The following is a 13,012-nucleotide window of genomic DNA, read 5'->3' on the forward strand; positions in this document are numbered from 1 at the left end:
GGACGCGGTCGCCGTGGACCGGACGCGCCGCGTGACGGCCCGCCCGTCACCGGTGGGGAGGGCGGGCCGTCATGGGCGGGAAGGGCGGGCCGCCCGCGGAGTCGTACGAGCATCCTCACTCCCCCGTCATCACGAGCACCCTCATACCCTCGTCATGGCGGCCCGCCAGGCCCGGATGCCCGCCGGGTCCAAGGTGATCTCGATCGTGGCCGGTTCGACGGAGTCGATCCGCAGCGAGTCGGCGAACGCGGCCGTGATGTCGTCCCGCGTCAGCCGGTGCGGCCCTCTGGCCCCGGTCCTGGGCTGCCGGTCGCTGAAGCACAGCAAGAAGTAGCGTCCTCCGGGGCGCAGCACGGCCCGCAGCCCGTCGGTGAACGCGGCGCGGTCCTCCGGATCGAGCAGGTGGAACAGACCGCAGTCCAGCACGGTGTCGAACTGCTCTCCCAGCTCCGTCAGCCGCCGTGCGTCGTGGTGGAGGAACCGCACGGTGGCCCCACGCCGATGTGCCTTGTCCCGAGCGGCCGCCAGCGCGGTGGCCGCCAGGTCGACGCCGGTGGCTTCGAGGCCGAGGTCGGCGCACATGAGTACGTGCTCCCCCGTACCGCAGCCGACGTCGAGTACCCGTCCACGGATGGCGCCCGACCGCGCCAGGTCGAGAAAGACCGGCTGCGGATGCCCGATCTCCCACGGCGGCCGGACGGCGTACAGGTCGTCGAGCCACTGCCAGGGGTTCGGCGCGTCAGTGTCGTCGTGCGGGGGCGGTCCGGCCATGCGATCGACCTTCCACCGCCGCCGTCGCCCGGGTCCGGCGCCCGGGATCATGTCACGGCGGCGTTCTACCGGTCGACTGTACGCCGGAGGAGACCTCTCGGACCGTGCGGGCGATGGCACGCCGGTGACGCTGCGCGGCGCCGGGCTCAGGCTCGTGCTCGGACGCAGAAGACCCGCACCGTGCGGTGCGGGTCTCGTGCGGCGATGCCGACCTGCGGGTTCGCGCGTTCACCGGGTCCGATCGGGCCCGGGGTTACAGCCGGTCACCTCCACGTCCTGACCGGATGCCACCCGCGTACACCCTGAACGGGCCTGTCTTCAGGAGCCGTTCAGTGACCGATGAGGCCGTGGAGCGGGCCGTGACCCTGGCCCTGACCCTGACCCTGACCCTGACCCTGACCCTGACCCTGACCCTGGCCCTGGCCCTGGCCCTGGCCCTGGCTGTGACCCTGACCCTGACCCTGGCCCTGCCCCTGGCCTTGGCCCTGGCTGCGTCCCTGGCCCTGGCCGCGGTGGTCGCCCTGCCCGCGGTCGTGGTCACGGCCGTGGTCACGGTGGTCGCCCTGCCCACGGTGGTCGTCACGGCCGTGGTCACGGTGGTCGCCCTGCCCACGGTGGTCGTCACGACCGTGGTCACGGTGGTCGTCACGGCCGTGGTCACGGTGGTCGCCCTGCCCACGGTGGTCGTCACGGCCGTGGTCACGGTCGTGGTCACGGTCGTGGCGCCGGCCCCAGGAGACACTGTCGACGAAGCGACCGCGGTCGGTCCGCAGCGTGGCGACGTCCGAGTGGTTGTCCCACACCTCGTTGCGGCGGTCCTGGTAGAGGTCACGGCTGGTGTCGCGGCCGAAGCCCGTGTGGATCCGGACGGTGGTACGGCCGGCCAGGCGGTAGTCGTCGAAGGTGTAGCGGTTGCCGTCCTTGTCCGACAGCGTCCAGCCGTTCAGGTTCACTCCGTGACGGTCGGAGTTGGTGATTTCCACCCACTCAGCGTTCAGGGAACGGCTGGAGCGGTCGTCAAAGCCCGGCGCGTCGGCCTGCACCCTGCTGATGGCAACGTGCGTGCGCTCGAAGCGCGGCTCCGCGGCGGAGGCCGACACGGAGGCCGAGCCGACCAGCGCGCCTGCCGCGATGGCCGCGGCCGCCACACGGCGGGCCGTGACAGACGTGGAAACGGACATGAATGCTCCTCAAGGTTCCAGAGCCGGCACACCCCGTGCGAGCGCCCCACTGCGGGGAACTGCACGGTGCGACCCTGTGCGAGTCCCGGCCCGGTGGCCGAGGACTCATAAGTTGCTCCACACCCCCGCCCGAGATGAGCGACACCAGACCGCTGTTACCAATTACGGACATATCAGTTACAGACGCCTGCATAAGGCCTTTAACTACGGAAAGCTGAAAAGTGATGGACTATCATCACCAACTCCCGTACTACCGAAGCATTTAGTCTATATTCGGGCATCCGGAGCATCGCCGCACCTACCCACCCGTCACTCGAAAGTGAGTAACACCGTTCCCATGGGCTGAGCGGGAGTGGGTCCCTGTTGCCAGAACCCATCCTCGGCCGAACGCCCCGGACGGTGTTGGGCGTTCTGGTTGCCCGCGTTCGCTCCGCGTCCGGGCGGCACGGATCGTGTCCGTGGTCCGGGAACGCGGGGGCGGCCCGCGGCCGGAGGCCGCTGATGAACAGCGCCTCGCGCCCCGGGGTTTCCGGTCGGGCCTGGACGGTCCGATGCCCGTACCCATCACACTGGTGGGTACGGGGCGGTGCCGTCCGACGCCTGACCGGATGCCCCAGGGCGCGCCTTCCGAAGATCAGCTTGCGGAAGCGTTTGCGTCGGCCGTGTTTCTCCCGGCTGGTCTCGGCGGTGAAGTCGAGGTCCTCGACGGCGATGGCGAGGTGGGGGCGGGTGGCCCAGTGCAGGAGGCGGGTCAGGGCGTGGCGTACCTGGGCGTCGCGGTGGTCGGCGGTGCCGGACAGGTCGTAGTCGAAGCGGCGCGGGGCGCCGACCGGGTCGCCGTGAACATCGAGCCGCCAGGCGGCCGTGGGGGTCCCCCGCGCGAGCGAAGCCGAGCGTGGGGGAGATCGGCGTTGGTGTCGACGCCGATCAGGCCACCTACCCGGACGGTCTCGTTGCCGTACCGCTTCCCGGACTCGCCCGAGAGCAGCGTCTTCCCTGGTGGAAGCGGTATCGGGTCAGGTATCGGGGCGACCTCGACGTCGTGCTCGTCGTGCATGCCGGGGAGAGTAGCCACAGGCGGACCGCGGCCCGCAGCAGGACCCCCGTCCGCGACCCACAGCCGCCCCCGTCGGACCGCGCCGCGCTCCCCTGCCGACGTCGGGCCGGCAGCGGAGACGATCCGATCCCGCCTTCAGGCGGCGCGCCCGGGGACGGCGACGCGAAGGTCCAGGAGCTGCTGGGTGTGCCTGGGCACATGGTCGTCGGCGAGGCCGTCGATGAGGGCGGCGAGCGGAACCGGCTGGTCCAGCCCAAGGGCGTTGTTCGACAGGAGGAGCGAAGGCACCAGAACCGACGCCGCTCGCTCGCCGAGCAGACCGGCGATGTCACACAGGACGGCGACCTGGCCGCGGAGATGGGCCGCCAGGTCTGCCCTGCCCGAGTGCTCGGCGATGATCCGGTCAAGGTTCCAGGGGTCGAGAGAGACGCGGTTGTCGAACGTCGGGCGCGAACCCGATACGACACTCAGTGCGACCGCGGCGACAGTCGCGTCGACGCTGAGGAGGTGAGCCAGGATCTGATCGGCGTTCCACCCGCCGTCGTGGGCGTCGCCGAGGTCGGGCATGGCCGCGACCTCGAGCAACCTGTCGTAGGCGGCGCGAAGTCCTGTCGTGTCCATGGGCGCTTCCTTTCAGCGAGTGCTTCGTGTCAGTCGGGCCGAGCCGATGGGGGGCCTTGTTCCGGTGACTCGGCGACGCGCTTGATGTGCGCGAGCCGCCGGTCCCAGTCGACCGCGAGCGCGGCCATCCACCGTGCGGCCGCGTCCAGCGCCGCGGACCGCACCGCGTACCGCACCTCACGCCCGACCCGGCTGCCGGAGACCAGCCCCGCGGCGTCCAGGACGGCGAGGTGCTTGACCACCGCCTGCCGCGAGACAGGGAGCCGTTCGGCGAGGGTCGTCGCCGTGGCGGTGCCCTGTTCGGCCAGCAGATCGAGCAGTTGACGTCGCGTCGGATCGGCCAGCGCACCGAGGACGCTGTCGATGTCCTCGGCGGCGCGACCAGGTTGCTCCTCCCTCACGGCGACGGCTGCTCGGCGCGCTTCTTGAGCGCGTCGAGTTCCACGGGCCAGCCCTGGGTGTGGTCCTTCAGATTCCGGCCGCGCAGTTCCCCGGACCCGGCCAGCGCCGCGAACCCGCTCTCCACGACACGCAGCCGCGTCCGGTCGCCTTCCTGGGTCAGCGTGAACTCCACGAGCGTGCTGTTCTCCTCGCGCAGCTCCTCTCCGGGGAACGCGCTGGTCCAGCGGTACGCCAGATACGTCGGCGGCCGGACCTTCTCCACGCGCACCGGGAAGTCACCGTGCTCGGGGTTCTTCGCCACCATCGACTCGCCCTCCCTCGCCACGGTGCCGGGCAGGCTCGCCTTGTCGGCGACCCAGAAGCCGGGTTGGGCCACCAGCGACCAGACCCGCTCCAGGGGAGCTTCGATCAGGGTTTCGCGTTCGATCCGGTCCTCGCTCATGAGGGGACTCCTTCATCGCCACGATCAGATGCAACTCCAGGGTTGCACAACACTCCATAAGGCGCAACCAGAGAGTTGCACTTCGATCGAGCGCCACCTCAGTGGTCCCACGCGATCCACTCACCGCGGGACCGGCACACCTCGCGTCTTCCCTGGTACACGGCCGGCGGTGCGAGCGGATGACGTACGCGCGACGCACCGGTGAGCCCTTCGCCAGGGCACTCGTGCGTCCCGAGATTCCCTGACGGCCGACGCGGGCGGGTTCCCTGACGGCCGGCGCGGGATTCCTTGAACCGCCGCCCCGGCGACGCGGGGGAGCCCACGCCTCGGCGCCGAGCGGTAGTTGCCGCGCGACCGCCGCTGTGGCCCGCGCCGAGCAGGCGGCGTGAGCGGCAAAAGCGCAGGCGCTGTGCTCAGTTCTCCAGACGGACCGGCATCAGCAGGGAGAACGTGTTCTCGTCATCGGGCCGTCGGATCGCGATGGGCGCGATGGGGGCGCCGATCTCCAGGATCAGTCGGTCCCTGGCTCCGGCGGCGAGGGCGTGGAGCAGGAACTCGCGGTTGACGGCGACTTGGTTCTGGTCGTCGTGACCGTCTTCGCCGATGGTCAGTGTTCCGTCGGCCGTCGCGATCAGCAAGCTGAGTTCGGCGGCCGTTTCACCCGGTCCGCTCCCTTCGCTCGTGCGGACGGGACCGGTCTCCACCGCCTCCTGGAAGGCCGCCACATCGACCAGGGCGCGTCGGCCGGCCGGCAAGCGGACGAGACGGCGGTAGTCGGGGAAGTCATGGTCGAGGCATTGGCCGGCGGTCTGCCGGTCTCCGGTCTCCAGTGTCACGCGGCCGCCGTCGACGGCGAGTTGGACGGATTCCTCGCTGCCGATCAAGGCCCGCATCGCGTCGGCGAGCGGCGACGGGACGATGACCTGCACGCGGGTTTCGGCGTGCCCGCCGGTGCCGGCCCGCGCGACGGCCATCCGGTACCGGTCGGTGGCCACGACGTTGAGTGTCTCGCCCTCGATGTCGAAGAGGAGGCCGCCGAGCATCGGCAGCTCCGGGTCGGTACCGGCGGCGAAACGGACCGCGTCCAGCGCGTCGGCGAGTTCCGGCGCGGAGAGGGACAGGCGGACGGCGGTGGTGCTGGGCGAAGTCATGGGTTTCTCCCTGCGTTCGAGGAGTGCTCGGAGCGTGGAGAACTCGTTGCGGGCATCGGACAGTCCCGCCTCAAGACGGCGCACATGCGTCTGAAGCAGCTTGCGCACCAGGTCGGTGTCCGCGCTGGACCAGCCGGCGAGAACCAGCCGGATGTCCGCCAACGGCATGCCGGCCCGGCGCAACCGGGCCAGCAACCGGGCTTCTTCGAGTTGCTCGGTGCCGTACCAGCGGTAGCCGCTCACCGGATCCACCCAGGCGGGGACCAGCACACCACCGCGGTCGTAGAACCGCAGGGCGCTCACGCTCAGTCCGCTGTCGCGGGCCATCTCGCCGATGCTGCGCATCTCGCTCTCCACACCCGGAACCCTGAGCCCTCGGCCATGTCGAGGGTCAACCCCGGTCACGCTCGGGCGGTCCTCGATCAGGCCGGGCAGTCGGCCGCCGTTTCGGCCGTACCCCAGCGGATCATCAGGTAGTGGGAGCCGCCCCTCTGGACCACGGCATAGCGGGAGTACGGCCAAGCGCCGCCCGCGCTGTCCTTCTGTTTCACCAGAGCCCGGCATGCCTCGCCCGCCGCCATGTCCGCCCAGGTCGCGATCTGCCCCTGGTTCCAAGTGCCGTAGTCCGACCACACGTACATCGCCGAGCCTCCCGGGTCGAAGCCCAGTTTGAGTTCCGCGTTGCCGAGCGGGTGATCGGTGCCGAGTGTCGTCCGCATCCCGTTCGTCCGCTCGATGATCCTCCTGGTCGCGCGGTCCGCGACGTTGATCTCATCGCTGTCGGTACTGGGGACCATGGCCTGGCCGAGGCCCTGTTCGTCCGGTTGCCAGCCGAGGTCGGCGTCGGACGCCTGCCCGGTGTCGTTGCCGGCGGCCGACGCGCACCGCGCGTTGCTGAGGAAGTCGTCGTCCCAGGTCACCCGCGGGTCATGGCCCGTCGCTTCCTTCACCATGACATAGGTGCGGTACGGCAGTTCCGGGTGCAGGCGCAGAACGGCCTCCCTGAGCGTCCGGCACAGCAGACCGGCGACCTTCGTCTCCGCGTACGTCGTTCCCTGCTCGTCGGAGGAGAGCCGGTACGAGAGGTAGACCTCTCCGCGCGACGCGTCGAACCGCACGGATACCGGGGCGAATTCGACACCGTCGCCCAGTTCCTGGACGAGAGCCCCTTGGTCGTGCAGGACGGCACGTGCCACGTCGTGCTCGCCCTCGCCCCGTGCCGACCGCGCCTCGGCCCAACTCTCCGCGCTTGCCGGGCCGTTGCCCGACGCCTGCTTCCGCTTCGCCGCCGTGCCGGCTTCCCTGCTCGCCTTCGCGGTCGCCGTGGACGACCGCGGGGATCGGGGCGAGGAGGAGGCGGGAGCGGAAGTCGCGTTCGAGCTTACGTGACGGCCGCCCTCCGTCCTGCCGGGCATCAGGGCCACCACTCCGCCGACCAGGCCCCCGATGACCGCTGCCGCGACGACGACCATGCCCGCCCACGGCCTTCGCGGACGTCTCGCGGGCTGTGGCCACACCGGATCGTTCGCGTGGGGTACGTCCCAGACGGCCGTGACCATGTCCTCGGCGCGCGTGAACAACCTGTCGGCTCGCATCACTTGGGTGACCTGGGAGCCCAGAAGTTCGAAGCACTCCTCGGCGGCGTCGGCGGCCGAGGGACGGTCCCCGGGTTCCTTGGCCAGCGCCCCCCGCACGGTCCCGCGCAGGGGCGCGGGGACACCGTCCAGGTCGGGTTCACCGGACATCACGCGGAGCGCGACCACGTCGGGTGTGCCGGTCCCGAAAGGCGTTCTTCCGGTGGCCGCGTAGGCGACGAGCGCTCCCCAGGCGAACATGTCGCCCGCGGGCCCGGCAGCGCCGGTGCGGTACCGCTCAGGGCTGATCCAGCCCGGGGTACCGGTCATGACTCCGGTCCGGGTGACACTCGTGCCGTCGGCGGCGTGCGCGATTCCGAAGTCCAGGACGCGGGGGCCGGAGGGCGTGAGGATGACGTTCTGCGGCTTCACGTCGCGGTGCACCACGCCGGCGGCGTGGACGGCGGCCAAGGCCTGCGCGGTGGCTGCCGCGAAAGCGTACAGACTCGCTCCGGCGAGCCGTCCCTGGGCGAGCACCTGCTGGTTCAACGTCGGTCCGGCGACGTACTCGGTGGCCAGCCAGGGGTTTTCGGCGTTCGCATCAGCGGTGAGCAGGGGGATCAGGTACGGGTCGGTGACACGGGAGGACAATGCCACTTCGCGCCTGAAACGGGCCCTGAATTCGGGCACTTGGGCCTGCGCGGGGTGAATCACCTTCACCGCCACGCGCGTTCCGTCGGGGGCTACTCCGGCGTGGACGGTACCCATGCCTCCGGCGCCGAGACGACCGATGATCCGGTACGGACCTATTCGGGAGGGATCGCCGGCATGAGCCGGCTGGACTCTTCCGGAGGATCCGGCTTCGCTCACTGATGGTTCCTTCGTGCGGGACTGAACGTTGGAGCAGGCGGAGATGTGACAGGTGGCCGGGGCGAGTCGGGGTCCCGGCAGAATGCCCCAGCAGGCCTTTCGGGGCGCTTTCCCGTCCGGATGTTATGCGCTGACCCGCCTCCTGGATAGAGAAACCCCTGACCAGACGGTGTGCTCTCGCGTGCCGCGTGACGACGCGCTTGCGGACCGTGTCGCGGGCCCGGCACGTCCACGGCCGTCCCCCGGCCCCGATCCGTAAGACTGCCGTCCAACTGCCTTACCACGTCTCCTTGTTACGGCCATCGCCTCCGGCGGACGCACGGCCGCCCGGAGCGGAACCATCGAGTGCCCGGAGCAAAGCCATCGGCCGGCCGAGCCGAACCAACGGGCAGCCCGAGCAGGTCCACAGTCCGGCCCGAGCAGAGCCATCGCTCGGCCGTGCGGCGAAGCCGAGGCCGACCGAGCGGTGCCCGTGGTTCCCCGGGCGGGGACAGGGCCGGCGACTGTCGTGCTGCCCGTGAACCGGTCCCGGTCGACAATGGACGTACGGCGGGGAAGGGCCCGGGGAGGCGCTGAGGAAGGAACATCCATGCCGAAGCGGCCCCCCTCCCCCGGTCGCGTACGGGCCGCGCGGCAGTCCGCGCGTGTCACGGTCGCGTCCGCCACGGGCTTCTACTCGGCCCTGTACCTGCTGGACCAGCCGGTCGTGGCGGTCTACGCCCTGTTCGCGCCGATCGCGCTCGGCGTCCTCTCGCCTGTCCCCGGCGGCGGCCGGGACCGGGCGCGTACCGTCCTGTGCGTGCTGCCGGTCGCCGTGGCACTGACCGCCCTCGGCACCGCTCTCGCCGTGACGACCGCCTCCGCCGTCGCGGGGATGCTGGTGATCGGCTTCACCGTGTCCTTCGCCGCCGCGTACGGACCGGCCGCGGCGAGTACCGTCCCGGGGCTGCTGCTCTTCTACGTGCTCGCGTGCTTCCCGCCGTACGCGCCGGAGACCTTGCCGCAGCGGCTAGTCGGCCTGCTCACCGGGATCACCCTGCTGGTCCTGTGCGAGCTGCTGCTCCTGCCCGCCCCATCTGCTCAGCCGTACCGTGCGCGGATCGCCGCCGCCCTGGATCTCGCGGCCGCTTCGGCGCTCGCGGCCGCTCAGGGCCACCGCCACGATCCCGGGCGGGCACGGCGTCTGCGGGAGGAGGGGCTGACCCTGCGCCTGTCGCAGGCGCCCCCGGCTTCGCGCCCGACCGGGGCGGGCCGCACCGACCGCGGACTGGCGCAGGCCGGAGCCGCGACACGGCGTGTACTGGACCAGCTGGCCCGGATGGCCGAGCGGCCGGAGTCCGCGTCGGCCGGCGATCCGCCCTCCGAGGGGCTGCTGCGCGGTGTCGCGGCCGGGTGCGCCGCGACGGCGGAAGCTCTCCGTGGCGCGCGGGCCGTGCCGGGACCCGAGGCCCTCGAGGAGATGGTCGCCGACTTCGTCGCCGTACGCGGACGTCCGTCAGGCACCGGGCTCGACACGGATGCCAAAGCGTCGCAGCGGCTGCTGGAATGCCGGTCCGACCTGCTGACCACAGCGGCCTCGGCCCTGACCGTTCAGGCCGCAGTGGCCGTGGCGATCGGCGGGCGCCGCGACTCGGCGGGACTGCCGCCCGAGCAGTTCTGGTACGCCGAGCCACCCACGACACGGCTTCTGTGGATGCGGCTGACGGGCAATCTCACGTTGCGCTCGGTCCTGTTCCAGAACGCCGCGCGCACGGCCCTCGGGCTCGGTCTGGCCCGTCTCGTGGCCGGAGCCCTGGAGCTCTCGCACGGTTTCTGGGTGCTGCTGGCCGTGCTGACACTGGGCCGCACGACCGCTGGAGCGACCTGGTCCACCGTGCGCTCGGCGGCGGTCGGCACACTGGTGGGCGCGCTGGCCGCCGGGGTGCTGATCTTCGAGGCGGGCGGCACCGTCGACGTGTACGCCGTCATGCTCGTTCCGGCGATGTTCGTGGCCTTCTCCGTGGGGCCGATCGCGGGACCGGCCTGGGCGCAGGGGCTGTTCACCCTGGTCGTCTCCGCCGCCTTCAGCCAGCTCGCTCCGGCCACCTGGCGGCTGGCGGAGACACGGCTGCTCGACGTCCTGGCGGGCTGCGCGATCGGGCTGATGTGCGGCGTGCTCGCCTGGCCCGCCGGAGCCCGCGCCGAGGTTCGACGCAGTGTGGCGGAGTTGCTGCGCGCGGTGGCCCCCCTGGTGCAGGTCACCGTGGTCGCCGCGGTCTGCGCGTCCGGCACGTCCGACGCGTCCGGCGATCCACGTCCTCGGGACGGTGCGGCCGAGGAGGCGCTGCGACTGGCACGGCACCGGCTCCGCATCGCTGAGGGCGCCTACGCGCAGTACCGGACGGAGGGTGGCAGGGATCCCGTCGACGGCGGACCGGACTGGCATCTGGCGCTCAACTGCGCCTCCCACGCGGAGATCGGATCCCACTGGCTGCCCCGGCAGGCGTACGGTCCCGCGCCGCCCGACGCCGTCCGATGGGCGCGGGAGTCGGTCGGGCAACTGGCCACGGCGATGGACCGGGCGGCCGCGTTCCCGCCAGGTGGCGTACGGGCACGGCCGACGCCGCTTCCCCCCGAGGTCGTCTCCGCGGCCCCGGCCCCCGTACTGCCCGCGCTGATCGACATCGACAGCTGGCTTCAGACCCTCGCGGCGGAGCTGACGGCGATCGGCGGGCGCGGTCCGGACGGGCCGACGTCCCCGGTCCAGGACGGCGGAACGGAACCGGCAGGCGCAAACGAAGCCACGGCCCGTACGGGACGGTGAACCGGACGGACGCGAACTGGACGGACCCTGAACCCGGCGGACCGTGATCCGCCGGGTGGCGATCGGGCGGGACGGTGATCCAGCCGCGCGAGGATCCGGCGCGACGGTGATCAGGCCGGGCGGCCACCCGATGGAGGACCCGATGGAGGGGAACCAGGCCGGTGACGTCTCAGGGCTCGCGTCCGATGAAGGCGAGCAGGCGAGTCTGCACGTCAGCGGTCTCGGGGACCTCGACCCGTGGCCCGTACTGCCCGCTCATGCGCAGCACGTCGTCGAGCGGCAGCATCCCGTCGAGCAACTGGGCGCACTTGCCGGGGTCGAGGCGCTCCTCCTGGCCGCTGGCCCGCGCCAGGTCCCAGGTGTGCATGAAGACGTCGGCGGTGTAGAAGCGGTCGACCGCCTGGTCGAGCGGGACCTCTCCGATGTGCGGGTTCGACAGCGTCTTGTGCGCCGTGGCCGGATCGTCGAGGAGGGCCTGCACCCCGTCGCTGTGCACCGTCCAGGCCTTCACCGGGTCGTCGTCCACCGAGGGCCCCTTCGGCAGTTCGACTCCGGCGCCCGCCTTCACGAAGTCCGGGAACCATTCGACAAGGTGGCGCACCACGTCCCGGGCGACCCAGCCCTCGCACGGGGCGGGGTTGTCCCATGCCCCGGGACGCACTCCGCGCACCCGGTCAGTGAAGACCCCGGCGACGGTGCGGTGCTCATCGGCTGCGCTCGTCATGATCTCAAGCCTTCCGTTGTCGGTCCGTCATTGTGCGTTGCCGCTCGTGCGTTGCCGCTCCGGCGGCCGCCGAGCAGTTCGTCGAGGCGTTCATGGCCTTCGCGGACGCCGCGTCGCATGCCGCTTCTGATCATCGCGTCGCGGGCCTCGACGGAGCCCATGAGGGAGGTGGTGGTGACCCGGGTGCGACCGCCGAGGTCCTCGAAGACGGTGGTCTCCAGGCTGACGCCGTCCGGGAAGCCGTCGTAGGCGAAGGTCTGCACGATGCGCTCGTCGCGACGCACCTCGTGGAACACCCCGCGGAAGCCGTACTCCGTCCCGTCGTCCTCGCGATGCGTGTAGCGGTACGAGCCACCACTGCGCGCCTCGTAGACGTCGATCCGCATCGTGAGGCGGCGCGGGCCGAGCCACTGGACGACGAGATCAGGATCGGTGTACGCCCTGAACATGGTACGCAACATCGGGGTACTCCCACAAGCAGGCTCCCTGCCTGCGTTTTTGCAGGTCAAGGGCTGTTTCTGAACCCTATAACGAGTCGCACGTTCGGGCAGCTTTCCCCAGGTTTTACAGGATTCATGCTGACCACTTGCTGACTTTCCTGACGCATCGTCAGGCGACTGCAGGAGTGCTTCGCCTGCTCTCCCGGACCCCGCCACAGCGACGGCCCAAGCCTACGCAGCACCCTTCGAAGGGCGTCCGTGATCACCACCACTCGGGCAACCTGGGCACGATGGTCACGAGCGAGGCGGTCGAGCCACACGCCCCCAAGGGGCAGCCGACCCAAGCCCTTCCGTTTCACCGAAGAGCAGGCTCCCATGTTCATCAAGGAATCTCAGTGGCCAAAGGGCACGGCAACATAGCAGCGGCCCGCCGGTTGGCCAAACCGGCGATTCTCATGACCATAGCTATAGCTCGTCCGGTGACTCTTGGCGGTGACACAGGGCGGGCGTCAAGGACGTCTGGAATTCAGCCAGAGCAAAAGCGCGAGCAGATGCCGCGATCAGGCTCAGGCCAGCCTCAAGGAGCCATCTTGCCCGTGGAACCGCAGTCGCAGACCCGCACCGATATCAACTCGTCGCGCAGGCACCCTAGCGTCGAATCCGTACTTATGGATACTACTGAGGTCGCTGCGATGCTCAACATGTCCACGAGCTGGGTCTACAGGGAGGCTTCGAAACTGGGCTTGAAGGGTTACAAGCTCGGCCGAGGCAGGAACGCTAAGGTCCTTTACAAGAGAGCTGAGATCTTCAAATGGCTGGAGCAGCAGAAGGTCCATTAGAAATGGAACCAGGGTTCACACCACCAAATCTGTTCCAGCATGCGACCTCCGACTCATCAAACGAGTTGGGCGCAGGTCTATTGAGGGCCTGGCCCACTTACAGTTTTGTATGGATCGGGTCCATCATCGCCACGGAG

General features: G+C 70.4%; 11 protein-coding genes and 1 pseudogene. 2 read left to right on the top strand and 10 right to left on the bottom strand.

What is annotated here, in order from left to right; all coding sequences use genetic code 11:
• Positions 1–141: 141 nt before the first annotated feature.
• From ACZ6KY_RS15760 to ACZ6KY_RS15795, 8 genes and pseudogenes are all read right to left on the bottom strand, one after another.
• On the bottom strand, positions 142–771 hold the full coding sequence (locus ACZ6KY_RS15760) for a class I SAM-dependent methyltransferase (protein WP_469310853.1): 630 nt from the start codon (positions 769–771) through the stop codon (positions 142–144).
• A gap of 329 nt (positions 772–1,100) precedes the next feature.
• Positions 1,101–1,952 (bottom strand): lamin tail domain-containing protein, encoded by an 852-nt coding sequence (locus ACZ6KY_RS15765; RefSeq protein ID WP_469310854.1) that lies wholly within the window; start codon positions 1,950–1,952, stop codon positions 1,101–1,103.
• A 309-nt stretch (positions 1,953–2,261) separates the two neighbouring features.
• Positions 2,262–2,904: pseudogene (locus tag ACZ6KY_RS15770) on the bottom strand (IS200/IS605 family accessory protein TnpB-related protein); the annotation flags it as partial.
• Positions 2,905–3,144: 240 nt separating this feature from the next.
• A complete protein-coding gene (locus tag ACZ6KY_RS15775) occupies positions 3,145–3,630 on the bottom strand; it encodes a hypothetical protein (RefSeq protein ID WP_469310855.1) in 486 nt (161 codons plus the stop codon).
• A 29-nt stretch (positions 3,631–3,659) separates the two neighbouring features.
• Positions 3,660–4,031, bottom strand: a complete 372-nt coding sequence (locus ACZ6KY_RS15780; protein ID WP_469310856.1) for an ArsR/SmtB family transcription factor — start codon at positions 4,029–4,031, stop codon at positions 3,660–3,662.
• Positions 4,028–4,474 carry an SRPBCC domain-containing protein gene (locus ACZ6KY_RS15785; protein WP_469310857.1) on the bottom strand — a complete coding sequence of 149 codons (447 nt, stop codon included), beginning with the start codon at positions 4,472–4,474 and terminating at the stop codon, positions 4,028–4,030. Before ACZ6KY_RS15785 ends, ACZ6KY_RS15780 begins: the two co-directional genes overlap by 4 nt.
• A 413-nt stretch (positions 4,475–4,887) precedes the next feature.
• Positions 4,888–5,970: a DNA polymerase III subunit beta family protein gene (locus ACZ6KY_RS15790; RefSeq protein WP_469310858.1), complete on the bottom strand. Its 1,083-nt coding sequence runs from the start codon at positions 5,968–5,970 to the stop codon at positions 4,888–4,890.
• Positions 5,971–6,047: 77 nt separating this feature from the next.
• On the bottom strand, positions 6,048–8,069 hold the full coding sequence (locus ACZ6KY_RS15795) for a serine/threonine-protein kinase (protein WP_469310859.1): 2,022 nt from the start codon (positions 8,067–8,069) through the stop codon (positions 6,048–6,050).
• A 589-nt stretch (positions 8,070–8,658) separates the two neighbouring features.
• Here ACZ6KY_RS15795 and ACZ6KY_RS15800 point away from each other — a divergent pair.
• Complete coding sequence (locus tag ACZ6KY_RS15800) at positions 8,659–10,872, top strand: FUSC family protein (RefSeq protein ID WP_469310860.1); 2,214 nt, start codon at positions 8,659–8,661, stop codon at positions 10,870–10,872.
• A 169-nt stretch (positions 10,873–11,041) separates the two neighbouring features.
• Here ACZ6KY_RS15800 and ACZ6KY_RS15805 read toward each other — a convergent pair whose 3' ends face one another.
• Together ACZ6KY_RS15805 and ACZ6KY_RS15810 are read right to left on the bottom strand one after the other, a co-directional pair.
• A complete protein-coding gene (locus ACZ6KY_RS15805; RefSeq protein WP_469310861.1) occupies positions 11,042–11,596 on the bottom strand; it encodes a TIGR03086 family metal-binding protein in 555 nt (184 codons plus the stop codon).
• The gene (locus ACZ6KY_RS15810; protein ID WP_469310862.1) at positions 11,593–12,057 is read right to left on the bottom strand and encodes an SRPBCC family protein; all 465 of its coding nucleotides are present in this window, start codon (positions 12,055–12,057) and stop codon (positions 11,593–11,595) included. The genes ACZ6KY_RS15805 and ACZ6KY_RS15810 overlap by 4 nt, the downstream gene beginning before the upstream one ends.
• A 647-nt stretch (positions 12,058–12,704) precedes the next feature.
• Between ACZ6KY_RS15810 and ACZ6KY_RS15815 the strand changes: the two genes are divergently transcribed.
• The gene (locus tag ACZ6KY_RS15815; protein WP_469310887.1) at positions 12,705–12,875 is read left to right on the top strand and encodes a helix-turn-helix domain-containing protein; all 171 of its coding nucleotides are present in this window, start codon (positions 12,705–12,707) and stop codon (positions 12,873–12,875) included.
• Positions 12,876–13,012 lie beyond the last annotated feature (137 nt).

This window comes from Streptomyces sp. NPDC042002 (assembly GCF_055588305.1).

Coding starts and splice junctions, on each gene's coding strand:
- ACZ6KY_RS15815 (WP_469310887.1), top strand. CDS start 12,705: ATGGATACTACTGAGGTCGCTGCGATGCTCAACATGTCCACGAGCTGG.
- ACZ6KY_RS15765 (WP_469310854.1), bottom strand. CDS start 1,952: ATGTCCGTTTCCACGTCTGTCACGGCCCGCCGTGTGGCGGCCGCGGCC.
- ACZ6KY_RS15785 (WP_469310857.1), bottom strand. CDS start 4,474: ATGAGCGAGGACCGGATCGAACGCGAAACCCTGATCGAAGCTCCCCTG.
- ACZ6KY_RS15760 (WP_469310853.1), bottom strand. CDS start 771: ATGGCCGGACCGCCCCCGCACGACGACACTGACGCGCCGAACCCCTGG.
- ACZ6KY_RS15805 (WP_469310861.1), bottom strand. CDS start 11,596: ATGACGAGCGCAGCCGATGAGCACCGCACCGTCGCCGGGGTCTTCACT.
- ACZ6KY_RS15775 (WP_469310855.1), bottom strand. CDS start 3,630: ATGGACACGACAGGACTTCGCGCCGCCTACGACAGGTTGCTCGAGGTC.
- ACZ6KY_RS15810 (WP_469310862.1), bottom strand. CDS start 12,057: ATGTTGCGTACCATGTTCAGGGCGTACACCGATCCTGATCTCGTCGTC.
- ACZ6KY_RS15800 (WP_469310860.1), top strand. CDS start 8,659: ATGCCGAAGCGGCCCCCCTCCCCCGGTCGCGTACGGGCCGCGCGGCAG.
- ACZ6KY_RS15790 (WP_469310858.1), bottom strand. CDS start 5,970: ATGCGCAGCATCGGCGAGATGGCCCGCGACAGCGGACTGAGCGTGAGC.